A 22,999-nucleotide genomic window follows, 5' to 3' on the forward strand; every position below is an offset into this window, starting at 1 on the left:
ACTCTTGACAACGACCCGTTTCAGTCGGCTAAGTTAATTCAAATTCGCATCGACGCGATAGCGAGGCTGCCATGGGCAACGGTGCAGCGGGCGAGGGTGTGGCCGGGACGCCGGCCCGCGGCGCCGTGCGGGACGCCCTCGCCCAGGCGGGCCTGCTGCTGGGTTTCGCGGTGCGCGCGGGCGGGGCCACCGTCCGGGTGCTCGCCCGCCGCAGGCTGTCGGTGCGGGAGTTGCTGGAACAGTCCTGGTTCCTCGCCGTGGTGACCACGGTGCCCGCCCTGCTGGTGACCATCCCACTCGGCGTGGTGGTCGCGCTCAACGTCGGTTCCATGGCCGGGCAGTTGGGCGCGGAGGGCTACGGCGGTGCCGTGGTCGCGTTCGTGATCGTCGCGCAGGCCTCCCCCCTGGTCTGCGCGCTGATGATCTCCGGGGTCGGCGGTTCCGCGATGTGTGCCGACCTCGGCGCGCGCACCATCCGCGAGGAGGTCGACGCGATGGAGGTCATGGGCGTCCCGGCGATGGAACGCTTCGTGGTCCCCAGGATCCTGGCCGCCGTCGTGGTCACCGGCCTGCTCGCCTGCCTGGTGATGGCGGTGGGAATCGGCGCGAGCTTCGCGTTCCAGGTGACCGTGCTCGGGGATTCGCCCGGCAGTTTCCTCGGCACCCTGACCCAGTTCTCCCGGGTGGAGGACTTCCTGGTCGCCGAGGTGAAGGCGGTCGCGTTCGCGGTGCTCGCGGCGCTGGTCTCCTGCTTCAAGGGCCTCACAGCCAGGGGCGGTCCGAGCGGCGTCGGCGACGCGGTGAACGAGGCCGTGGTGCTGTCCTTCATCCTCGTCTTCCTCGCCAACACCGTGCTCACCGAGCTGTATGCCGCGCTCGTGCCGGCCCGCGGAGCGTACTGATGGCGGTGCGTCCCTTCGGTTCCTACCCGGCACGGGCCGCCCGACCGGTGGCCGAGGGGCTCGCCGGTCTCGGCAGGCACACCACCTTCTACGGCAAGGTGGTGCTGCACCTGCCCGGGGCGCTGCTGCGGTACTGGCGGCACGTGCTGCGCCTGGTCGGCGAGATCAGTTTCGGCTCGGCCTCGCTGCTGGCAGGCGGCGGCACCATCGGCGTGGTCTTCGCGATGTCCGCCGTCGCCAGCACCCAGATCGGGCTGGAAGGCTACCGCGGCCTCGAACTGATCGGGCTCGCCCCGATGACCGGCGTGATGTCCGCGCTGGTGAACACCAGGGAGATCGCCCCCGTGGTGGCCAGCATCGCGCTGGCCGCCAAGGTCGGCACCGGGTTCACCGCGCAGCTCGGCGCGATGCGGATCTCCGACGAGATCGACGCGCTGGAGACCATGGCCGTGCCCTCGCTGCCGTTCCTGGTCAGCACCAGGATGGCCGCGGCCTTCCTCTCCGTGGTGCCGCTCTACCTGGTCGGGTTGTTCGCCTCCTACGCGGCGACCGGCCTTGCCGTCGTCGGGATCAAGGGGCAGTCGTCCGGCACCTACGACTACTACTTCCACCTGCTGCTCACGCCGGGCGACGTGCTGTACTCGCTGCTGAAAGCGGTGATCTTCGCGTTGCTCATCACCCTCGTCCACTGTGGATACGGCTACTACGCCACCGGCGGCCCGGAAGGCGTGGGCAGGGCGGCAGGCAGGGCGCTGCGCACCAGCATCGTCGCCGTCACCGCGCTCGACGTGCTGCTCACCATCGCGTTCTGGGGCCTGCGGCCCACCCTGCCCGGGTTGGGAGGCTCCTGATGCGGGCCGCACGGAAGGACATCGGCAGGGCCGGGCTGGCCCTGCGCGGCCTCGCGGCCGCGGTGGTGATGGCGGTGGCCGCGGGCACCACGGTCGCACTGGGCAACGGCGCCTTCGACGGTGACCCGCTGGTGCATGCCACGCTGCCGGCCTCGGCGGGTCCGGTACGGGACGGTTCGCCCGTGCGGTACCGCGGGATCACCGTGGGCACGTTGGCCGCGGTGGAGGGCGGCGCCGCGTTGCGGCTGCGGATGGACCCGGAACGCCTCGGCCAGGTACCCGGCAACGTGCGGGTCCGGCTGCTGCCCCGCAGCCTGTTCGGCGACCAGTACGTCGACCTCGGCCTTCCGGAGGGGACGCCGCCACGGGGCAGGCTGGCCGGGGGTGCACGGCTGCGGCCGGACACCTCCGGTGGCACCGTCCGGCTGTATGCCGCCTACACCCGGCTGTACGACCTGATCGCCGAGCTGCGTCCGGCGCAGTTGCAGGTCGCCCTCGGCACGGTGGCCGACACCCTGCGCGGGCGCGGGCGGGAGCTCGGCGCCATGATCGACGAGGCGGGCGCGCTGGCCGCCGAGTCCGGCCCCCTGCTGGACACCCTCGGCACGGACCTGGAGACGGTCGCCGGGCTCGGCCGTGACCTGGCCGCGGCCGTCCCGGACCTGATGCACTCGCTGGACGACGCGGTCGCCCTTTCCCGCACGGTGGTGGCGAAGCGGCAGTCGCTGCGCGACCTGCTCGCCGCGGGTATCGACCTGACAACCCGGTCCGAGCGGCTGCTCGTGGACAACGCCGACCGGGTCATCCGGCTGGCCAGGGCCACCGGGCCGCTCGCCGCGGCACTCGGCCGTCACCCGGGCGCCGCCCGGGACACCATGGACGCCGCGGGCTTCTTCCTGGACGGCGCCAAGCGCGCGTTCTCCACCGGCCGGTTCGCCATCGAGGCGGCACTCACCCTGGACGACCCGCACCCCTACACCGCGGCCGACTGCCCGCGCTATCCCGGCATGGCCGGCCCGAACTGCGGGCAACCGGCCCCACCCGAACGCGCGGAGCCCGCGGAAGCCGGGAGCTCGGCGCCACCCGAGGCCCCCGCGGAGCCGGAGCGGGCCGGCGGCAAGACCGGCCCGGTGGGCGGGCAGGCCGAGCAGGAGACCATGCGCCGGCTGGGGCCGCTGCTTCCCGAAGCCGGGGACGGCATCCCCGCGCCCTCGACCGACCTGCTGTCCCTGCTGCTCGGCCCGCTGCTGCGCGGAACCCGGGTGGTGGTGCCGTGAAGCAGCGAATCGTCCTGGTCAAGCTGGCCGCGTTCGTCCTCAGCTGCGTGCTCGCCGCCGTGCTGGTGATCAACACGCTCACCGACCCGTTGCCCGGCCGCACCGTCAGCTACCACGCCGTGTTCACCGACGCGCACGGGCTGCGGCCCGGCTCCGAGGTGTCGGTGGCCGGAGTGCGGGTCGGCACGGTCACCGAGCTGCGGCTGCGGGACGGGCGTGCGCTGGTCACCTTCGAGGTCGCCACCGCCCAGCACGTCCCGGCCGGGGCGCTGGCCGTGATCCGCTACGCCGACCTGCTCGGTGCCCGCTACCTCGCGGTCACCGAGGGCGAGCCGGGCGGGGGCGAGCTCGCGCCCGGCTCCACCATCCCGGTGCAGCGTACCCGCCCCGCGCTCGACCTGACCGCGCTGTTCAACGGGTTCAAGCCGCTGTTCGACTCCGTCGAGCCCGCGGAGGTCAACCAGCTGGCGAGGGAGATCGCGGCGGTGTTCCACGGCCGCACCGGCTCGCTCGACGGGCTGCTCAGCAAGGTGGTGTCGGTGACCTCCACGCTCGCGGGCAAGGACGAGGTGCTCGGCGAGGTGCTGGAGAACCTCACCGGGGTGCTGGACACCATGCGGGACCACCGCACCGACCTGCGTTCCCTGATCGGCAGCCTGGCCGAGCTGACCTCGGCCGCGGCGCAGTCCCGCGAGCGGATCGCCGGTGCGCTGGACAGCGGCGCCGCGCTGGCCGGCTCGCTCACCCGCCTGCTCGGCGACCTCGGCCCGCGACTGTCCTCGGACGTGCGGGCCCTGCGCGAGGTGACCGGCACGATGGCGGCCAACCGGGAGGAGTTCGAGGTACTGCTGCGGGAGGCGCCGGAGTTTGTCTCCACCCTCGGCCGCACTCTCGACTACGGCTCCTGGGTCAACGTCTACGTCTGCAACCTCGGCGTCACCATCGGCGGGGAACCGATCGAGCTCGGTGCGGGTCCGCATTCGGAGGTGTGCCGATGACGGGCGGGATACCGCCACGCCGCGGGCCGGTCCGGGACGGCGCCATCGGTGCCGTGGTACTGCTGCTCGTGGTCGCGCTGGCGATCGCCGTGCCCCGGCTGTCCTTCCGCGCCGCCACCCACGCCTACTCCGCCGAGTTCGGCAACGCCGCCGGACTCACCTCGGGAGACCAGGTGTACGTGGCAGGTGTGCCGGCGGGCCGGGTCACCGGTGTCGCGCTGGCCGGGGACCGGGTGCGGGTGGATTTCCGGCTGGACAGCGGGCAACCGCTCGGCGCGGGCAGCGGCGCCGCGGTCAAGCTCGGCACCATCCTCGGCACCCGCTACCTCTCCGTCCGGCCCGCCGGCGAGGGGGCGCTGCCCGCGGGCGGAACCATCCCGCTGGAACGGACCTCGGTGCCGTACAGCCTGAACGATATCGGGACACGGGCGGCGGACACCGCGCAGGCATTCGACCTTCCCGCACTGCGGCGAATGATCGAGGCGCTACGGCGACACACCCCGGACGGCGAACTGCTCGGCAAGGCACTGGACGGGGTCGGCAGGGCGAGTGAGCTGGTGCGGGCGCACGGCGGCCGGTTCCGCGAGCTGCTGGCCGGGGTGCGCTCGCTGACCTCCACCCTGCTCGACGAGCGCGACACCCTGACCCGCCTGCTCGGCGACGCCGAACTGGTGGCGGAGTTGCTGTCCTCCCGGCGGGAGACCATCCGCTCGATCATCGCGGGCGTGCACGAGCTGAGCACCGCGCTGGAGAACCTGCTGCGGGAGAACGAACCACTGCTCGGGCCGCTGCTGGCTGACCTGCACACGATCACCGACACGCTCAGCCGCAACGCCGAGGCGATCGGCGAGACCCTGCGGCTGCTCGGCCCGGCCAGCCGTTACCTCGCCGACGCCACCGGCAACGGCCCATGGGGTGACGTCTCCGCCCCCGCCGGGCCCCTGCCGGACAACCTGCTGTGTGTCGCCGGACTGCTCGGAGGCTGCCGATGACCCGCTCCCCGGCCAGGTTGCTCAGCGTCGCCTGCGTGCTTGCCCTGCTCGCCGCGCTCGGCTGGTACTCCTTCCTCCGCCCGCGGCCCGCGCTGCACCTTTCCGCCGATTTCGCCGCAGCGGACGGGATATTCCCCGGCAGCAGGGTCGCCGTACTCGGGGTGCCGGTCGGCACCGTCGAGTCGGTCACGCCGCGCGGCGCGAGCGTGCGGATCGCGATGAGCCTGCCCGCCGAGACCTCGGTCCCCCGGGACGCCCGGGCGTACATCATGAACCCCGCTGTGGTCAGCGACCGGTTCGTCGAGCTCGCACCCGCGCACACCACCGGGCCCACGCTGCCCGACGGCGCGGTGATCCCGCTCGGGCGCACCCACTCCCCGATCACCTTCGACCGGCTCACCCGGTCGCTGGATGAGTTGCTCACCGCGCTGGGCCCGGACGGTGCGAACTCGGACGGCGGGCTGGGCGAACTCCTGCACGGCACCGCTCGGGCGCTCGAGGGCAACGGCGGCAGGCTACGGGACGCCATCGCGGCGGTCACCCAGGCCACCGACGTCCTCGCCGGCGGAACGGGCGACCTCGGGGCGGTACTGGACAATGTGGACAAATTGACCAGTGCACTCGCCGAACACAAGTCCACAGTGGATGCTCTGGCGCGCACTGTCGGCACGGCGGCCACGGACTTCGGCGCGCAGCAGGAGCAGGTGGCCGAGAGCATCGCGGCGCTGTCCTCCGTGCTGGGCAGGCTGGACGGCCTGCTGCGCGAGCACGGCGAGCGGCTGACCGGCGACCTGGAAGGGCTGGCCGAGCTGAGCACCACCCTGGTGGGGCGGCAGCGGGAACTCGCCGAGACGCTGGACACGCTGCCGCTGGCGCTGGAGAACTTCGGGCGCGCGGTGACCGAGGACGGCAGGCTGCGCATCCGGCTGGACATCTCGACCAACCTGAGCCAGTTCCCCACCACGGCGAAGCTGTGCGCGCGGATCCCGCTGCCGCTGTGCGAGGGAGCGGGGATCGTCAACCCGGTCCCCTTCCCGCCCGAGTTGCCCGAGGCGCTCGGCCTGGATGCCGCGCTGAACGGGGGTGGATGATGGGCGGCCGGTTCCGGCGGGGTCTCGCCCTGCTCCTGGCGCTGGCGCCACTGCTCGCGGGCTGCGGGTTCAGCCTGCACAACGCCGGGTTCGGCGGCACCTCCGGCCCGGCGTACCGGGTGACCGTGTCCTTCACCGACGTGGCAGGCCTTCCGGTCGGCGGGGTGGTGCGGATCGGGCAGGCCGAGGTCGGGCGGGTCGCCGGCATCCGCACGCGGGACTTCCACGCGCTGGCCGAGCTGGACATCCACGCCGGCGTCGAGTTGCCCGCGGGCACCAGGGCGCGGCTGGAGCTGACCTCCGCCCTGGGTGAGCAGTTCGTGGCGCTGGAACCGCCGGACGCCGGGAACGCCGGGCGCCCGCTGACCGACGGCGCGCTGATCCCGCTGGAGCGCACCAGCCGCGGCCCCGATGTGGAGAACACCCTCGCCGCGGTGGGCGCTCTGCTGAACGGGTCCGGGATCGACCAGCTGCGCACCATCGTGACCGAGGCGAACGCCGCACTCGGCGGCCGTGCGGGCACCGTCCGCGACCTGCTCACCAGGCTCGACTCCGTACTATCCACAGTGGATGCGCATGGCGATGAGATCACCGTGACCATCGACGCGATGCACACCCTGTCCACCCGGCTCGCCGAGGGCAGGCCGACCATCGAGGCGGCGCTGACCGATATCCGGCCCGCGCTGGACGCGCTGCTGGCCGAGCGGGAACGGTTCACCACGCTGCTCGGCGCGCTCGACTCGCTCGGGCGCAATGCCCGCGGCCTGCTGGACGAGACGGGCACCGCGCTCACCGCGCAGCTACGTGCGCTGCGGCCGGTGCTGGACGACCTGCGTGCCGCGGGCGCCGACCTCGGCGGCACCCTGTCCGGGCTGCGCGAGTTCGCCGGCCTGCTGCGGCGGGCGACCCCCGGCGACTACCTCATGCTGGACGGGACGCTGAACGTCCCGCTCACCCTCGCCGAGATCCTCGACCCTGGGCGGCTGCCCGGTGCGCAGCCGCCCAGGGGGTCCGCGGGCGCGCTGCTGGAAGGAGGGACCCGATGACCAGCCGCCTCGCCCTCGTCCAGCTCGCGCTGTTCACCGTGATCGGCCTCGGCTGCGGCTACTACGTGCTGACCGACGTGCTCGGCCCGCAGGGCCTGCGCGCCCCGACCACGGTGACCGTGCGGATGCCGGACACCGGCGGTCTTGCCGGGGCGGCACAGGTGACCTACCGCGGGGTCGATGTCGGCAGGGTGTCCGGTACCCGCATCGCGGACGGCGGCAAGGGGGTCGAGGTCGAGCTGGAGCTCGACCCGCGGGCGCGGATACCGGCCGACAGTGAGGCCGTGGTGACCATGGACAGCCCGATCGCCATCCTGCGCCTCGACCTGCGACCGGCGGACGAGCACCCGCCGTACCTGACCGACGGCAGCGTGATCGAGGGCGAGAACACCCGCAGGCCGCTACCGCTGGAGACCCTGCTGACGGACTTCACCGCGCTGGCCGACAGCCTGCCCACCGAGGACATCGCCGTGCTCGGCGAGGCGCTGGCGACCGGGCTGAACGGGGCCGCGCCACAGTTGCGCCGCACCATGGACAACACCGTGGCCCTGCTGCGGTTCGCCACGCAGCGCGGCCCCCAGCTGCGCAGGCTGGCCGGCAACGGCCGGGCGCTGCTCGGCGACGGCGGCGACCGGTTGCGCCGGCTCACCGCCGCGATGCGGGAACTCACCGGTGGCCTGCGGGCACAGGAACCGGCGTTCAGCGAGCTGCTGGCGGTCGGGCCGGGGCCCGCCCGCCGGATCGCGGGGATGATGGCGGACAACCAGCCCGCACTGACCACCCTGCTCGGCAACCTGGTGACCACGTCCCAGCTCGTCGGCGTGCGGGCACCGGCCGTCGAGCAGACGCTGACCTCGCTGCCCGAGACACTCACCGAGCTGGGCGGGATCGTCGAGGGGGACGCGGCGAACTTCTACCTGGTCGGCACCCAGGGGCCGGTGTGCTATCACCGGACTCCCCGCCGCCCACCGCAGGACACCGCGCCACGCGATCCGGAACTGAACTGGCGGTGCCCACCGGGTCCCGCGCTCGGCCAGCGGGGCGCGGCGAACGCTCCCCGCCCGGACCCGCCGGCACCTCGTACCTACGACCCGGCCACCGGACGGTCGCTGCCGTTCGACGTCGGAACCGGCGGGCAGGGCGCCGTGCTCGGCCCGCGTTCCTGGTCCTCGATCCTGCTGCAAGGAGTGCGATGATGTCAGCAAGCACAACCCGGAACCGGCCGTCCCCGCATCCGAGGTCCACAGTAGACAACAAGGTGCCCGCGGAACCGGACGAGCCCACCGCCGAGGAGGCCGCCGAAGAGGCCGCGAGCGAGGAGCCCGAGCCCGCCCGGCGCACCCGGCGCAGGTTGCCACGGCCGCGCCTGCTGCTCGCCGTGCTCACCCTCGCCGCCCTGCTCGGCGGGTTGACCTACGCCGGAGTGCAGTACTTCTCGCTGCGTGCCGACCAGGCGGCGCGAGCCGCGGCGCTGGACGCGGCCAGCCGGTTCGCCACCGACCTGTCGTCATACGACTTCAGCGACCTCGAGGGCAACTTCTCCGGTGTCACCGAGAACGCCACCGGACGGTTCGCCGAGCAGTACCGGCAGGTCGGCGCGAACCTGACCGAACTGATCCAGCAGCACGAGGCGGTGTCCACGGGCTCGGTACTCACCGCGGGCGTGGCCGAAGCGGACAGCAAGCACGCCGTGGTGGTGCTGTTCGTGGACCAGGAGATCACCAACACCAACAGCCCGAAACCACGTATCGACCGCAACCGGATGCGAATGGCCCTGGTGCACCAGGAGGGCCGCTGGCTGGTCGACGACGTGAGCCTGCTCTGACCGGAGGCATTCGGAGGTACTGATGACGACACCCACCCAGCAGCAGCGTGACTTCGTGCACGCCATCGGCGAGTTCTGCCGCCGCGAGTTGCCCGGCGCGTCCGCGGCACCACACGACGCGGGGATCTACGCGAAGCTGGCCGAGCTCGGCTGGCTCGGCATCGCGCTCCCGGAGGAGTACGGCGGCTCCGGTGGCGGGATGACGGACCTGGTGCTGTTCCTCGAGGAGACCGGCTACTGGCAGGCGCCGATCGGTGGGTTCGCCACCTCGGTGATCACGGCGGCCGCGTACCGGAACTTCGGTAACGAGGCCCAGAAACGTCGGGTGCTCACCGACTTCCTGAACGGCAGGGTACTGTCGATCTCGATGTCCGAGCCGGGTGCCGGCTCGGACGTGGGAGCGCTGACCTGCCGCGCGGAGCGTACCGCCGAGGGCTGGGTGCTGAACGGGCAGAAGACCTGGTGCTCGAACGCGCATATCGCCGAGCACATCCTGCTGGTGGCGCGCACCTCCACCGAGGGAGGCAAGCACGAGGGGTTGACCATGTTCTCGGTGCCCGCCGGCATCGAAGGGCTCACCGTGCACGGCATCGACACCATGGGTGGCAGGGAGGTCAACGACCTGTACCTCACCGACTGCCTCCTGCCCGCGGACGCGGTGGTCGGCGTGGAGGGCAGGGCCTGGCCGCAACTGATGGCCGGGTTGAACATCGAGCGGATGATCCTGGCGGCACATATGCTCGGCACCGCCCGGCGCGCCTTCGACGACACGGTGGGTTACGTGCGGCAGCGCGAGCAGTTCGGCCGGCCGGTCGGCAGCTTCCAAGCCCTGCGGCACCGGCTCGCCGACCACGCGACCGAGCTGGAATGCACCCGCCTGCTGGTACACGACGTGGCCCGCAGGATCGAGGAGAACCCGGGTGAGCCACTCCCCCGCGCGGCCTCGATGGCCAAGCTCAAGGCCACCGAGTTCGCCAAGGCCATGGCACTGGACGGCATGCAGATGATGGGCGGCTACGGCTACGCCACCGAGTACGGCATGGAGCGCCTGCTCCGCAGCAGCGTCGTTTCCACCGTGTACGGCGGAACCAGCGAGATCCAACGGGACATCATCGGCAAGTCCCTCGGCCTCTGATCGTGTTTGCCGTTCCCGCGCACGAGTTTGCCGCTCACGTACGTGAGTTTGCCGCTCACATGCCCGTTTTTGCTGTTTGCGTACGGCCAACAGAGGACGTGCCGGTGTGCACACGGCCTCCGCACGTGCCAATGCATATGCGGCCATTCGGGTTGTGCTGCCCGCTCAGTGGGCCGCGACCGTTTCGCGATGCCCGCCCGCGGTGGTATGCATCTACCGTACCGGTCGATAACAACGGCGGAGGAATGCCGCCGAGAACCGGTTCGAAGATCCTCTCACAACACCGGAAAGGTTGATCTTGTGTCGGGTTCAGGCCTGTATCAACGTCTCGGTCGGCACGCGGGAACGGCCGCGATAGTTGATGATTTCTATCGGCGAGTACTCGCGGATGCCGACCTCCAGCGCCATTTCGCCGGGGTCAGCATGCCGATACAGCGCAGGCATATGACGGCATTCCTGATCTCCGCGGTCGGCGGCCCGGACACCTACCGCGGTCGCGACCTGAACAGCGCGCACGAAGGCCTCGCGGTGACCGGAAGCGATTTCGACGGTATCGCCGAGTTGCTGGCACAGTCGCTGCGTGAGCACGCGGTGGCCGAGGAGGATGTGGCGACCGTGCTCACCAGGATAGGGAGCCTGAGATCGCAGATCGTCGGTGTGGACGGGCAGTGGATCCGGCGGCACTGAAAGAATCCTGGACGCGGGTGTGCGCCGCGGGCGGCGACGCGGTGGCATTGTACTTCTACTCGCATCTCGCGCTGCGTGAACCGGCGATTCGTGACATGTTTCCGCTGGGCATGGCAGGCCAGCGGGACAAGTTCGTCAATGCCCTCGGCACGATCGTGGCCTCGGTGGACCAAGTCGACCGGCTCGGGGATTTCCTGGCACGATTGGGCAGCGAACATGTCGAATTCGGCGCAAAACCGGAGCATTACCCGCCGGTGGGATCCAGCCTGATCGCCACGTTGGCGCATTTCGAGGGCGCTGCCTGGACGCCGGAACTGGCCACGAACTGGGCCGAGGCGTACCAGGCGATCAGCGCGGTAATGCTGGAGGCCGCCGAAAGCTCCGGCACCGACCGGCCCGGAACCTGGAGGTGATCACTATGCCGCATTCTTCCCGACACCACCGACTCACCCCGCACGACGTACGCGGGGTCCGGTTCCCGCCGAGCCGGTTCGGCACCCGCGGGTACCGGGAAAGCGATGTGGACGCGTTCCTCGACCTGCTGGCCGAGGCGCTGGCCGAGCGCGATCGGGAGATCGCAAGGGAACGCGAGGAAATCCACCGGATCCGCGACTGGCGCCGCTCGCACGGAGTGCCGGACGAGGGGCGGCGCGAACCGACCCCCGCGGAGGTCAATATCTACAGCCGGGCCCAGCTCCGCGCCGAGTCACTCGAAGCCAGGGCGCAACACCTGCTGCGGCAGTCCGAAGCGGCCGCGCGGCAACGATTCGACGAGATCGTGCATCAGGCCAGCGATCAAGCCAAGGTGGTCAGCGTGCACGCGTCGGTGATCCGAAACCTGCTCGAGGCCCAGCTGCAGCGGCTGATCCAGGAGATCCACGACCTCGGCAATCCAGCCGGCGGCGACGCCGAAGGATGGCAGGCCGACCAGTCACCGTCGCTGGGGGTACATCGTGCGGACGGCCGGTCCTGACCGACCGGGCGGGGCCACTTCATTCTTCCTCGTAGCTCATACACACTCAGTTGACATCGGCCGATCAGGCCAACTTGATCACAGTATTCAACGATTCTTGTTATCAATTTCTTACGAAAGGGGGTCGACGCTGGATACATGACGGACCGCGCGGGTAGGAGTGTTTCCGTATTCGCAGGTCACACGATGAGCACCGGAGGTCCGTTTCATGCGCCAAAAAACGGTTGATCACCCGAGAACGGAACCCACGGCCGACCCGCTGGAAAACCTCTCCGACAACGATCGCCTGCTGTTCCACGCATTCGGGTGGGGCGAGAGCAGGCCGGTGCCACACACCCTTGTGCACCACGCCTTCGAGCACCACGCCGCCGCGGCGCCGGACGCGATCGCCGCCGAGCACCGGGGCGAACGAATCACCTACGGCGAGCTGAACCGCCGGGCCGACCGGTTGGCCCGTATTCTGGCCGGATACGGGGTACGCCGCGGCGACCGGGTCGGGCTGTTCCTGCGCCGCGGCATCCCGATGCTGACCGGCATCCTGGGCACGCTCAAGGCGGGGGCCGGCTATGTGCCACAGGATGTCCGCATCGCCACCGAACCGCAGCTACGGCACATCATCGCCACCGCGGGCACCCGCGTCATACTCACCCTTTCCGACCTCGCCGACCGCATCCCGGCGCCCGAGGGGCACACCTGCCTCACGCTGGACACCCTGCCGGACCCGCCCGCCGGACCCGCGCCGGAGGAGGACTTCCCGCCCCCGGAACCGGGTCGCGCGGAGGACACCTGCTACGTGCTGTTCACCTCGGGAACCACCGGAAATCCGAACGGCGTGCGGATCACGCACGGCAACGTGTGCAACATCCTGCTGGGCGAACCGGGTGGCCTGGGGATCCGGCCGGGCTGGCGGGTCGCCCAACTGCTGAACATCGCCTTCGACATGGCCGCGTGGGAGATACTCGGCTGCCTCAGCCACGGCGGTACCCTGGTCATCCGGGACGAGGACCTCGCCGACACCGTCCGCGAGGTGGAGGTCGTGATCGCCACGCCGACCGTTCTGGGCTCGATAGACCCCGCGTCCGCCCGGCGGATACGGCGGGTCGCCGTGGCCGGGGAACCGTGCCCGCGGCCGCTCGCCGACCGGTGGGCACGGTTGTGCACCTTCCACAACGCCTGCGGGCCGACCGAGACGACGATCGTGAACACCATGCAGCGGCACGAGCCCGGCGCCCTGCGGCTCACCATCGGCCGCCCGACGCCGAACAACACCGTGTACGTGCTCGACGAGCACCGCAGGCCCTGCCCGATCGGGGAAACCGGGGAGATGTGGGCCGGCGGGGCCGGGGTGTCCGCGGGATACCTGGACAACCCGCGGCTCAATGCCGAGCGCTACGCACCGGATCCGTTCCTGCCGGGGAACCGGTTGATGTTCCGCACCCGCGACCTCGGCCGCTGGACCCCCGACGGCGAGTTGGAGCATCTGGGCCGGACCGACGACCAGGTGAAGGTCCGGGGCTTCCGGGTGGAGCTGGACTCGGTGTCGGCCGCGCTGGAGGTCGTTCCGGGATGCACCAGGGCCGCGACGATCAAACTGGACGACCGGACGCTGGTGTCCTTCGTCCAGCCCACCGCGGTCGATCCGGTCGAGGCGGCAGCGGCGGTGGCCGCGGCACTGCCCTACTACTGCGTGCCCGCGCGGGTGTACCCACTGCCCGCGTTGCCGTCCACCAGCCGGGGAAAGATCGACAAAGCGGCGCTGCTCAGGATCGCCCGCACGGAAGGGATCGCGGCATGACGGCGATCCTGCGCGAATCCCCGCCCGCGACCGACCAGGTCACCCTGCCCCCGCCGACCTCGGCGCTGCGCCGGATCGGCAAGCATCCGCGGCTGATGCACTATCACCGGCTGGCCGCGCTCGTGCTCGTGCTGAACATCGTCCTGCTCGGACTCCAGCTCGGCGACGGCGGCCCCGGCACATCGTTCGCCGCATGGGCGACCACCGCCAACATCACCCTTGCCGTGCTCGTCCGCCAGCAGTACGTCATCAACTTCCTGTTCTGGCTGGCCACCAGGGCGCCCACCAGCTGGCCGTTGCGGATCAGGTGGACCCTGGCGAAGGTGTACCACTTCGGCGGCCTGCACGCGGGCGCGGCGATCGCGGGCACGCTGTGGTTCGGCACGCTCACCGCACTGCTCACCGTGCGGGGCGCGGACACCGCCGTGCTGCTTGTCTCGTACCTGCTGGCCGGCCTCCTCCTGGTGCTGGTGGCCACCGCGCTGCCCGCGTTCCGGTCGAGATACCACGACCGGTTCGAGCTGATCCACCGGTTCGGCGGCTGGGCCGCGCTCGGCTTGTTCTGGTCCCAGACCGTACTGCTCGGCTCCGCGGGAGTGTGGCTGCTGGCGCTGGCCACGGTGAGCGTGGCCCTGCCGTGGCTACGGCTGCGTCGCGTTCCGGTGCACACCGAACGACCCTCCGCGCATGTGGCGCTGGCCCGCTTCACCCGCGGCAGGAAACCGTTCCCCGGCTCGTCCACCACGATCAGCCGCAGCCCGCTGCGGGAATGGCATTCGTTCGCCAACATCCCGGCACCGGACACCGACGGTTTCCGGCTGACCATCTCCCGCGCGGGCGACTGGACCGGATCGTTCATCGACGACCTGCCGTCCCATGTCTGGGTCAAGGGCATCACCACCGCGGGGGTCGCCAATATCGAAACCCTGTTCAGCAAGGTGGTGTACGTGGCCACCGGCAGCGGGATCGGACCGTGCCTCCCGCATCTGCTGGCCCAGCAGGTCCCCGCCCGCCTGGTCTGGGCGACCCGCGAACCCCGCGACACCTACGGTCCCGCGCTGGTCGACGAAATCCTTGCGGCGCAACCGAACGCGATGATCTGGGACACCTCGGCACACGGCAAGCCCGATATGGTCCGGCTGGCCTACGCGGCCTACCGGGACTTCGGCGCGGAGGCCGTCATCTGCATCTCGAACAAGAAACTCACCTGGCGGGTCGTGCAGGGCCTTGAACAACGCGGTATCCCGGCCTACGGCGCGATCTGGGATTCCTGACCGCGACCGGACACGAGACGAGGCAACGATGAACCTGAAGATCGAACGTAGCGGACGGGTCGTCACGGTACGGCTGCACCGACCCGAGGTCCGCAACGCACTGAGCACCGAACTGCTGACCGAGCTCATCGAGACCCTGCGGCCGCTGGACTCCGATCCCGAGGTGGGGTGTTTCGTCATCACCGGCTCGGAACGGGCCTTCGCCGCCGGGGCCGATATCGGCGAGATGGCGGGGAAGTCCTTCGCCGAGGTGTACACGACGGACTTCTTCGCCGGCTGGGACGCCTTCGCCGCGCTGCGTACCCCGAAGATCGCCGCGGTTTCCGGCTACGCCCTCGGCGGCGGGTGCGAGCTGGCGATGATGTGCGACCTGATCGTCGCCGCCGACTCGGCGCGGTTCGGCCAACCCGAGATCACCCTCGGCGTGATTCCCGGTATCGGCGGGACCCAGCGGCTCACCCGGCTCGTCGGCAAGGCCAAGGCGATGGATCTGGTTCTCACCGGCCGGATGATGGACGCCGCCGAAGCCGAACGGTGCGGCCTGGTTTCCAGGGTCTTCCCGGACGAGCGGCTGCTGACCGAGGTGGCCGCCATCGCGGAGGGTATCGCCGGCCGTGGCAGGCTCGCCGTCCTGGCGGCACGCGAGTCGGTCGACCGCGCGCTGGAGGGCGGCCTTGCCGAGGGACTTCGGTTCGAACGCCGGATCTTCCATGCCCTGTTCGCGACCGCCGACCAGGCGGAGGGAATGCGGGCGTTCCTGGAGAAACGACAACCCCACTTCACCGGCGGCTGACGTGCTCGCCCTCGGCGGGGCCGCATCGTTGCCCCGCCGAGGGTGGCCGCCACTCAGGCCTCGCGCTTGGGCATCAACACCCACAGTACGATGTAGGCGAGAAACTGTGGTCCGGGCAGGATGCAGGACAGCACGAACACCAGCCGCACCTTGCTCCGGTTCCACCCCATCCGATCGGCGATACCGGCACACACCCCGGCGATGACCTTCCCGTTCCGGGGACGGTCCAGCACGGCGCCCATGGGTTCCCTCCTTCTGCTCGACTCCCCTCGCACTCTAGTGGCGGGCACTCCGTGGCGCCGGTGGGCAGCTCGCGACCGGGCACCACCCCGAACCCCTTGCCTCAGTGGTCCAGTCCAGTCACCATTTGTTGTGTCCACGAACAAATACGAAGGGTGACGGCGATGTCCATGATGTCCCATACTCGGCTCGCCCGACGGCTGCGGATCGGTCTGGCCGCTGCGATCACCGTGACGGCGGCGACGGCAGGGGGCGCGGTCGCCGCCGAACCCGCGGCACCGGAGCCCGCGGCACCCGCCGCGCAGGCGGTCACCTTCTTCGACGGTTTCGACGGCCCCGCCGGCACGCCGGTGGACGGCAGCAAGTGGCAACTCGAGACCGGCGACAACGTGAGCAACCACGAACTGCAGTACTACACCGGCGACACCCGCAACGCCGTGCAGGACGGGCAGGGGAACCTGGTCATCACCGCGCGCGAGGAGAATCCCGCCGGTTACCAGTGCTGGTACGGACACTGCCGGTACACCTCGGCGCGGCTGAACAGCGCGGGCCGGTTCACCCAGGCCTACGGGCATTTCGAGGCACGCGTCAAGATGACAAGGGGCCAGGGCATGTGGCCGGCGTTCTGGTTGCTCGGCAACGACATCGGTTCCGTCGGATGGCCGGCCAGCGGGGAGATCGACGTCATGGAGAACATCGGGTCGGAGCCGAGCACGGTGCACGGCACCGTGCATGGGCCCGGGTACTCCGGCGCGAACGGCATCGGTTCGGGCTACACCCTCCCGGGCGGGCAGGCTTTCGCCGACGGCTTCCATACCTTCGCCGTCGACTGGGCTCCCGACTCGATCACCTGGTCCGTGGACGGCACGGTCTACCACCGGCTCACCCCGGCCGATCTCGGCGGCAGGGAGTGGGTGTTCGACAAGCCGTTCTTCATGATCCTGAACCTCGCGGTGGGCGGCGACTGGCCGGGTGAGCCGGACGAGAACACCACCTTCCCGCAGCAGTTGGTGGTCGACTACGTCCGCGTCACCCAGGGCGAGGGCGGCCAGGGCGGCGCGATCACCGGGTTGAACGGCAAGTGCATGGACGTGGCGGGGGCGGCGACCGCGAACGGCACCCCGGTGCAGCTCCACGACTGCAACGGAACCGCCGCGCAACGGTGGACGGTCGGCGCGGACGGCACCATCCGCGCGCTCGGCAAGTGCCTCGATGTGGACGGCGGCTCGACGGCCAACGGCACCGCCGTACAGCTCTGGGACTGCAACGGCACGGCGGCGCAACGCTGGACGGTCACCCGGGCCGGAGACATCGTGTACCTGGCGGGGGACAGCTGCCTCGACGTCACCGGGAACAACCCGGCGAACGGGACACCCCTGCAGATCTGGACCTGTACCGGTGCGGCCAACCAGAAGTGGACCGTGTCCGCGGCCTGACCCGCGGGGCCGGTCACCGCAGGTCGAGCGCGGCCTGCCGGACCCGGTACAGCCCGGTGGAGACCGCGTCCAGGAGCAGCAGCCGCTCCTCGTCGCGCTCACCGGCGCGCAGCGCCTCGATCGGCGCCAGGTCCGGCTCCGCCTCGGCGGTGAGTGCCTCGGCGGCGCACTCCAGTACGGTCGCCATCCCCGGGTCCGCCTCCCGGCGTGCCAGCAGGGCCGCCACGGCCGCGTACAGGCCGTGCAACCCGTCGACGACCTGCTCGGCCGCCTGCTGCTGGCGCGCCGTGGGTGGCGCGGCCCCTGGCTCGCCGGTCGGCAGCTGCTGCGCGGCCAGCGCGGCCGCGCGCAACCGGTGGGCCAGCCGGTCCCCGGCGGTGTCCTGCCCGCGCAGCGGGGCCGCGGCCTCCTCGAGCAGGTCCCGGCCGGTACGCAGGGCGCGGTCCCATCGCCGACGGACGTCCGGTTTACCCACCCCGGGGATCGCGGCGAAACCGAACAGCAGCCCGACCACCACCGCGAGCAACATCAGCAGCAGGTACTCCACCAGCAGGTAACCGGCGTCCAGCTGCCCGCTCGCCGCGTTCATGCCTACCGCCATCAGCACGACGCAGCCGTTGAACACCAGCGGCAGGCGTCGCATCAGGGACAGCCCGACCAGCATGGCGACCACCGCGACCGGCAGCAAGGCCGCCGAGGGCAACAGCCACAGGGCCAGCGCAAGCACCACCGCGCCGGCCAGCGATCCGGCGACCCGCTGCCATGCCTTCTCCAGGCTGTCCCGCCATTCCGGCTGCATGATCCCGAAGGTGGTGAGCAGGAAGGACACCGTCAGCGGATCGCCCGGCCGCGTGTGCGCGATCAGCAACGCGAGCAACACGCCGAGGGCACACCGGACCGCGTGCCGCAGCTGCGGCGAACCCCAGCTCACCGTCCCACGCAGGAAACTCAGCCGTACCTCGCGCCGCAGCCCACGCGGAAGCTCCACACGGGAACGGTCGCGGTCGCGGGACGCCTCCCGGATGGACTCCAGCGTCGACCACAGTGCCGTCACGAGCCGACCGGTGCCGCCGGGCAGCGGTCCCGGCTGCCCACGACGGACCGGTTCCGGCTCGGCCGGGGCGGTGCGGGCACGTACCGAGTCGGCGAGCGCCGCCGCGTCCCGGCGCGCCACCCCGAGGATCTCACCGAGCTCCCGCGCCGGGCCGGATTCGACGCTCTTCCTCCGACCCTCCAGGATCGCGGTCAACGTGCGCAGGCGCAGGATCCCGCCGAGCACCCGTGTCGTCCACTGCACGGGACGCTCGGACAACCACACCCGCCCCGCGTGTTCGGCCGTGCCCGGTGCGTCCTCGGCCAGCGCGTCGGCCAGTGCCTTTCTGGTGGGGCCGCTGGGGTCGCGGATGCCCGACAGCACCCGCAGCAGCAGGACCACCCCGATGGCGAGTGCGGGGGCACCCAGTATCTGGCCCGCCGTCGCGCTCCCGGTCAGCTGGAAGCCGTAGCCGAACAAGGAGGCCATGCCGAGTCCGAGGCCGACCGGGGCGAAGCGGGGGCCGAGTACCGGCAGCAGCGCCGCACCGAACACGACCACCGTGAGCAGGGCGATCGCCGCCGCCGGGGCGGGACCGGCGAGCAGCTTCGGCACGCCGACGCCGAGCAGCAACGCGGGGGCGAGGACCGCGAGCAGGCGCAGGTCGGCCCCGAGCGGACCGCCGAAGGAGGCCAGCAGGCAGAACAGCGCGGTCAGGCCTGCCAGGATCGCGGCGTTGCCCAGCCCGAGGAGGAACCCGAGGCCGCTCGTGCCGCCGACCACCACCAGCAGGACCACCGGCATGCCGACTCCGCGCACCCGGCCTCCTCTCCGCGTCCCGGGTGCACTCTGGCAGAGCCACACCCGGTGCGCGATCCGGCGTATGCCCCGGAAGGCGGAATCCGCCGGCCTGCCGTTGCCGGTCCACGCCACTGTCCCGATGATTGGGTTCCCGATGAACTGTCCTGAACTGGACTTCGCCGTGTGCGGGGACCGGACGAGGAGAACGATGCTGGAGTTGCTGCGCCGCCAGTGGTGGCTGGTCGTGCTGCGCGGAGCCGTCGCCGTCCTGTTCGGAATACTGGCCGTCGCCTGGCCGGGGATCACCGTGCTGGCCCTTGCCGTGTTGTGGGGCGCCTACGTCCTCGTCGACGGGATCGCGGCGGCGGTGATCGGCCTCACCGGCGGGCCGATTCCCGGCGCCGACCGGTGGGCCCACGTGCTGCTCGGCGCGCTGGGTGTGCTCACCGGCGCGCTCGCCCTGGTCTGGCCGGAGATCACCGTGCTGGTGCTGCTCCTGCTCATCGCGGCCTGGTCCATCGTGGCCGGTGTGCTGCAGGTCGCCGCCGCGATCCGGCTGCGCAAGGTGATCGACAACGAGTGGCTGCTCGCGCTCACCGGGGTCATCGCGCTGGCGCTGGGCGTGCTGCTGATCGTCCAACCCGCCGAGGGCGCGCTCGCGCTGGTGGTCGCCATCGGCATCTTCGCCGCCGTGTGGGGAATGGCCCTGATCGTGCTCGGGTTCCGGCTGCGTTCCTTCGGTCGCAGTTTCGGCTGACCCCAGCAGGGACGTACAGGACGTTATACAGTGCTCGTGGCCGGCGTGAACAGGTGCGTGCCGGCCGCCCGGACCGGCAGGCCGGTGACGGACGACCCTGGCTCAGCCGTCCTCCGCCCGCACGACCGCGACCGGGCACTCCGCCTTGTGCAGCAACGCCTGGCTGGTCGAGCCGAGCAGCAGGCCGGTCAGCGCGTTCCGGCCGTGCGAGCCCACGACGAGCAACTGGGCCGCGGCCGCCGCCTCCAGCAGGCCTTTGGCCGGCCACCGGGTGTGCAGCACCTCGGGCCGCACCTCGACCTCGGGATACTTCTCCCGCCAGCCCGCCAGCCGCTCGGACAGCAGCCGCCGCTCACCCTCGTGCGTCTCGGCCACGTCGATCGCGAACGGTTCGGCCACCCACGCACCGTCCAACGCGCTCTCGTGCCAGGTGTGCGCGGCGACCAGTGGCGCCTGCCGCATCGAGGCCTGCTCGAACGCGAACTCCACCGCCGACTCCCCCGCCGGTGAACCGTCCATCCCGACCACCACGGGGGCGTCTGCCCTGGGCAGGCCCTCGCCCCGGAGCACCACCACGGGGCAGTGCGCGTGCGCCGTCACGGTCACCGCGATCGAACCGACCAGCAGGCTGCCGAACCCGCCGAGGCCACGCGAACCGAGTACCACCGTTCGGGCCTGGCCGGAAGCCTCGACCAGCATCTGGGCGGGATCGCCGAGGGTGACCTGCCGTTCGATCCGCACACCGGGCGCGGCCCCGGCGGCCACCCCGGCGGCCGCGTTCACCCACTCGTCGCCCTGAGCCACGATCCCGTCGTCGTGGCCCCGTGCGATGAGCGGGTAGGTGACGCCGACGTGCAGCAGGCGCAGTGGCAGGTCGCGCCGCCGCGCCTCGAGCGCGGCCCAGCGGACGGCCAGCAGCGCCGTGTCGGAGCCGTCCACACCGGCGAGAATGGCGTGCTGTTGCGCGGTGTCGGTCATGATGCCGTGTTCTCCTTCTCCTTGCCTCCTCGCCGTCCGGCCACCGCCGGACTGTCGCCGCGAGAAGGAACGTGAACTATCCCGGTTTCCTCGATGAGCTTCGCCGCCAAACCTCGCGGAGCGCAGGGGTCGGGTGTCCCCGGAGGCCGGGTCTTTGGGCCCCACTCGCCGGAGTGCCTACGCTGCTCACCATCGGCGGTACGGCTGTCGCGTGCGGCGCGGACGAGGACAGGAACACCCCGGCGCAACGGCCGGGGAGTGACATCGAACGGCGCGAACGGCGCGGCGGCGAAGCGGCTGAACCACGTCGCCCAGCGGAGTCGGTCCAGCGCCGCACCCGTTCACCGGGCCGGGGTCGTGAGCGCGCGGCACGACCCCGGCCCTGCGCGCGCTCACGACCCGGCTACGGCAGCAGCGCACCCCCAGATGCCAGCACTGCTGCCATGGTCGTCCCCGGCACCGGTACGGGAACGGCCGCACGTCACAGCATGCGCCTTCCGCCGCCGGTTTTCGGCGGGGTGCCCGTCGCCTCGGCCGGGAGACGACGGGCGACGGATGGTCACCTCCGACGGCGCCGTACATACTCGCTGGTATGAGATGGCACCTCCCCCTCGCCGCCGGTGGCCCGGGTCAACGGTCACCGGGCCGTTCCTAGGCCGGTGACCACCACCGTCGGTAGTCTGGCGGGACGGTCGACGGCATGGGGTGCACATGACTGAAGGCGCGGGCGCGCAGGCAGCGGCTTCGTTCGGCGCGGAACTGCGGCGCCGACGGATCGCGGCGGGGTTGTCGCTGGCCGCACTCGCCCAGCGGGTGCACTACAGCAAAGGCCATCTCGGCAAGATCGAGACAGGAGACAAACCGGCCGGGATCGACCTGGCCCGGTACTGCGATGCGGCGCTGGACGCCGGCGGGCAACTGGTCGCGCTGGTCACCAGGGACCCCTCCGCCGCGCAGCCGGGCGAAGCCGCGGTCGAGCACGATGCCGAAGTGTGGGTGATGAGCATGGACCCGGACGGTTCTTCCCGCCTGGTGCCGATGCGCCGTCGGGAACTGCTCACGCTGGGCGCGGGCTCGCTGCTGGGGCTCAGCCTCGGTGCGCAGGGTATGCCGGCCGCGGCGCAGCAGGAGGCGACGGTTCCGGCCTTCCACGCGCTGTTCGAGCAGACCAGAAAGCTCGGCCAGATCACCAGCCCCAGCGTCGTACTGCCGACGGTGATCGCCCAGACGCACACCCTGCGCGGGCTCGCCGCCTCGGCCTCCTCCCCCACCCAGGCGGAGCTGCTGAAGCTGGGCGCCCGCTACGCCGAGTACGCCGGCTGGATGACCCAGGAGGCCGGGGACGACCGCGGCGCGCTGTGGTGGACCCGCAGCGCGGTGGAGATGGCCACCGCCGCGGGCGACACCGAGCTGACCACCTATGCCCTGATCCGGCAGGCGCTGGTCACCCTCTACCGGGAGGACGCCGCGGGGACCGTGGAGCTGGCACGGCAGGCGCAGGCGGATCCGCGCACCCCCGCCCGTATCCGGGGCCTTGCCGCCTCCCGCGAGGCGCAGGGGCACGCACTGGCCTGCGACTACGACGAGTGCCGCCGGGCACTGGACCGTGCGGCGACCCTGCTGGCGGACTCCGGGGAGAGCGCGCCCGGCGGCCCGGTGATCGGCCCGGCGACAGTGCCCGGCCCGGGGTTGACCGCCGCGGTGGAGGGCTGGTGCCTGCACGACCTCGGCCGCCCGCAGGAGGCCGGTGAGGTGCTCGACCGGCAGCTCGCCCACATCCCCGGCACGGCGCGTCGGGTGCACGCCCGGTTCGGGGCCCGCCGGGCGCTGGCCTACGCGGCGGCGGGGGAGGTCGACCACGCCTGCACGCTGACCCGGCAGGTGCTGGACGGTGCCGAGGTGGTCGACTCGGCCACCATCCGGGTCGACCTGCGCAGGCTCGCCCGCACCCTGTCCCGTTGGCACAACCACCAACCCGTGCGTGAGCTCTACCCCCGGCTGACCGCCGCCCTGCGCACCCCGCTCGGTTAGGAACTGTTCAAGCGGGCCCGTATCTCGTCACTCCACGACACCCTTGCCGCTCCCCGCGCGCACTGACAGTCTCAGCATGGCCGG

At 71.4% G+C, this 22,999-nt stretch carries 22 protein-coding genes; 19 read left to right on the plus strand and 3 right to left on the minus strand.

All coding sequences use genetic code 11. The features are described 5' to 3' along the window. Window positions 1-71 precede the first annotated feature (71 nt). The 16 genes from FB471_RS28975 (at window position 72) to FB471_RS29050 (ending at window position 15,639) form a co-directional block, all read left to right on the plus strand. A complete protein-coding gene (locus FB471_RS28975; RefSeq protein ID WP_142002759.1) occupies window positions 72-902 on the plus strand; it encodes an MlaE family ABC transporter permease in 831 nt (276 codons plus the stop codon). Next, complete coding sequence (locus FB471_RS28980; protein ID WP_142002761.1) at window positions 902-1,753, plus strand: MlaE family ABC transporter permease; 852 nt, start codon at window positions 902-904, stop codon at window positions 1,751-1,753. The genes FB471_RS28975 and FB471_RS28980 overlap by 1 nt, the downstream gene beginning before the upstream one ends. After that, window positions 1,753-3,030 carry an MCE family protein gene (locus FB471_RS28985; protein ID WP_142002763.1) on the plus strand — a complete coding sequence of 426 codons (1,278 nt, stop codon included), beginning with the start codon at window positions 1,753-1,755 and terminating at the stop codon, window positions 3,028-3,030. Before FB471_RS28980 ends, FB471_RS28985 begins: the two co-directional genes overlap by 1 nt. Further along, window positions 3,027-4,028: an MCE family protein gene (locus FB471_RS28990; RefSeq protein ID WP_142002765.1), complete on the plus strand. Its 1,002-nt coding sequence runs from the start codon at window positions 3,027-3,029 to the stop codon at window positions 4,026-4,028. Before FB471_RS28985 ends, FB471_RS28990 begins: the two co-directional genes overlap by 4 nt. Next, entirely contained in the window at window positions 4,025-5,020 is a 996-nt protein-coding gene (locus FB471_RS28995) for an MCE family protein (RefSeq protein WP_142002768.1), read from the plus strand. Before FB471_RS28990 ends, FB471_RS28995 begins: the two co-directional genes overlap by 4 nt. Then, complete coding sequence (locus tag FB471_RS29000) at window positions 5,017-6,111, plus strand: MCE family protein (RefSeq protein WP_142002770.1); 1,095 nt, start codon at window positions 5,017-5,019, stop codon at window positions 6,109-6,111. Before FB471_RS28995 ends, FB471_RS29000 begins: the two co-directional genes overlap by 4 nt. Further along, window positions 6,111-7,157 carry an MCE family protein gene (locus FB471_RS29005; RefSeq protein WP_246076776.1) on the plus strand — a complete coding sequence of 349 codons (1,047 nt, stop codon included), beginning with the start codon at window positions 6,111-6,113 and terminating at the stop codon, window positions 7,155-7,157. The genes FB471_RS29000 and FB471_RS29005 overlap by 1 nt, the downstream gene beginning before the upstream one ends. Further along, window positions 7,154-8,353, plus strand: a complete 1,200-nt coding sequence (locus tag FB471_RS29010) for an MlaD family protein (protein WP_142002774.1) — start codon at window positions 7,154-7,156, stop codon at window positions 8,351-8,353. The genes FB471_RS29005 and FB471_RS29010 overlap by 4 nt, the downstream gene beginning before the upstream one ends. Beyond that, window positions 8,353-8,982, plus strand: a complete 630-nt coding sequence (locus tag FB471_RS29015) for a hypothetical protein (protein ID WP_142002776.1) — start codon at window positions 8,353-8,355, stop codon at window positions 8,980-8,982. Before FB471_RS29010 ends, FB471_RS29015 begins: the two co-directional genes overlap by 1 nt. A 22-nt stretch (window positions 8,983-9,004) precedes the next feature. Beyond that, window positions 9,005-10,117 (plus strand): acyl-CoA dehydrogenase family protein, encoded by a 1,113-nt coding sequence (locus FB471_RS29020; protein WP_142002778.1) that lies wholly within the window; start codon window positions 9,005-9,007, stop codon window positions 10,115-10,117. Window positions 10,118-10,324: 207 nt separating this feature from the next. Further along, on the plus strand, window positions 10,325-10,804 hold the full coding sequence (locus FB471_RS29025; RefSeq protein ID WP_246076856.1) for a group I truncated hemoglobin: 480 nt from the start codon (window positions 10,325-10,327) through the stop codon (window positions 10,802-10,804). Beyond that, complete coding sequence (locus tag FB471_RS29030) at window positions 10,786-11,217, plus strand: globin domain-containing protein (protein ID WP_170221044.1); 432 nt, start codon at window positions 10,786-10,788, stop codon at window positions 11,215-11,217. The genes FB471_RS29025 and FB471_RS29030 overlap by 19 nt, the downstream gene beginning before the upstream one ends. Before the next feature lie 5 nt (window positions 11,218-11,222). Further along, window positions 11,223-11,777 carry a DivIVA domain-containing protein gene (locus FB471_RS29035; protein ID WP_142002784.1) on the plus strand — a complete coding sequence of 185 codons (555 nt, stop codon included), beginning with the start codon at window positions 11,223-11,225 and terminating at the stop codon, window positions 11,775-11,777. 208 nt (window positions 11,778-11,985) lie between these two features. Continuing rightward, window positions 11,986-13,572 carry an amino acid adenylation domain-containing protein gene (locus FB471_RS29040; RefSeq protein WP_142002786.1) on the plus strand — a complete coding sequence of 529 codons (1,587 nt, stop codon included), beginning with the start codon at window positions 11,986-11,988 and terminating at the stop codon, window positions 13,570-13,572. Beyond that, window positions 13,569-14,846, plus strand: coding sequence for a ferredoxin reductase domain-containing protein (locus FB471_RS29045; RefSeq protein WP_142002789.1), 1,278 nt, complete (start codon window positions 13,569-13,571; stop codon window positions 14,844-14,846). Before FB471_RS29040 ends, FB471_RS29045 begins: the two co-directional genes overlap by 4 nt. A 28-nt stretch (window positions 14,847-14,874) precedes the next feature. Then, a complete protein-coding gene (locus tag FB471_RS29050; protein WP_142002791.1) occupies window positions 14,875-15,639 on the plus strand; it encodes an enoyl-CoA hydratase-related protein in 765 nt (254 codons plus the stop codon). A gap of 53 nt (window positions 15,640-15,692) precedes the next feature. Here FB471_RS29050 and FB471_RS29055 read toward each other — a convergent pair whose 3' ends face one another. Continuing rightward, window positions 15,693-15,881: a PspC domain-containing protein gene (locus FB471_RS29055; protein ID WP_142002793.1), complete on the minus strand. Its 189-nt coding sequence runs from the start codon at window positions 15,879-15,881 to the stop codon at window positions 15,693-15,695. A gap of 168 nt (window positions 15,882-16,049) precedes the next feature. Between FB471_RS29055 and FB471_RS29060 the strand changes: the two genes are divergently transcribed. Continuing rightward, window positions 16,050-17,315, plus strand: coding sequence for a lectin (locus FB471_RS29060; protein ID WP_425457134.1), 1,266 nt, complete (start codon window positions 16,050-16,052; stop codon window positions 17,313-17,315). Window positions 17,316-17,328: 13 nt separating this feature from the next. Here FB471_RS29060 and FB471_RS29065 read toward each other — a convergent pair whose 3' ends face one another. Next, window positions 17,329-19,167 carry an FUSC family protein gene (locus FB471_RS29065; protein ID WP_142002795.1) on the minus strand — a complete coding sequence of 613 codons (1,839 nt, stop codon included), beginning with the start codon at window positions 19,165-19,167 and terminating at the stop codon, window positions 17,329-17,331. 136 nt (window positions 19,168-19,303) lie between these two features. Here FB471_RS29065 and FB471_RS29070 point away from each other — a divergent pair, with 136 nt between their 5' ends. Continuing rightward, window positions 19,304-19,906: an HdeD family acid-resistance protein gene (locus FB471_RS29070; RefSeq protein WP_211358282.1), complete on the plus strand. Its 603-nt coding sequence runs from the start codon at window positions 19,304-19,306 to the stop codon at window positions 19,904-19,906. Between the two features lie 102 nt (window positions 19,907-20,008). Here the strand turns inward: FB471_RS29070 and FB471_RS29075 are convergent, their stop codons facing one another. Beyond that, entirely contained in the window at window positions 20,009-20,884 is an 876-nt protein-coding gene (locus FB471_RS29075; protein WP_142002797.1) for a universal stress protein, read from the minus strand. A 711-nt stretch (window positions 20,885-21,595) separates the two neighbouring features. Between FB471_RS29075 and FB471_RS29080 the strand changes: the two genes are divergently transcribed. Further along, window positions 21,596-22,915: an NsdA family TPR-like regulatory protein gene (locus FB471_RS29080; RefSeq protein WP_142002799.1), complete on the plus strand. Its 1,320-nt coding sequence runs from the start codon at window positions 21,596-21,598 to the stop codon at window positions 22,913-22,915. Window positions 22,916-22,999 lie beyond the last annotated feature (84 nt).

Origin of the sequence: Amycolatopsis cihanbeyliensis (genome assembly GCF_006715045.1) — a bacterium.
Lineage (GTDB): Bacteria > Actinomycetota > Actinomycetes > Mycobacteriales > Pseudonocardiaceae > Amycolatopsis > Amycolatopsis cihanbeyliensis.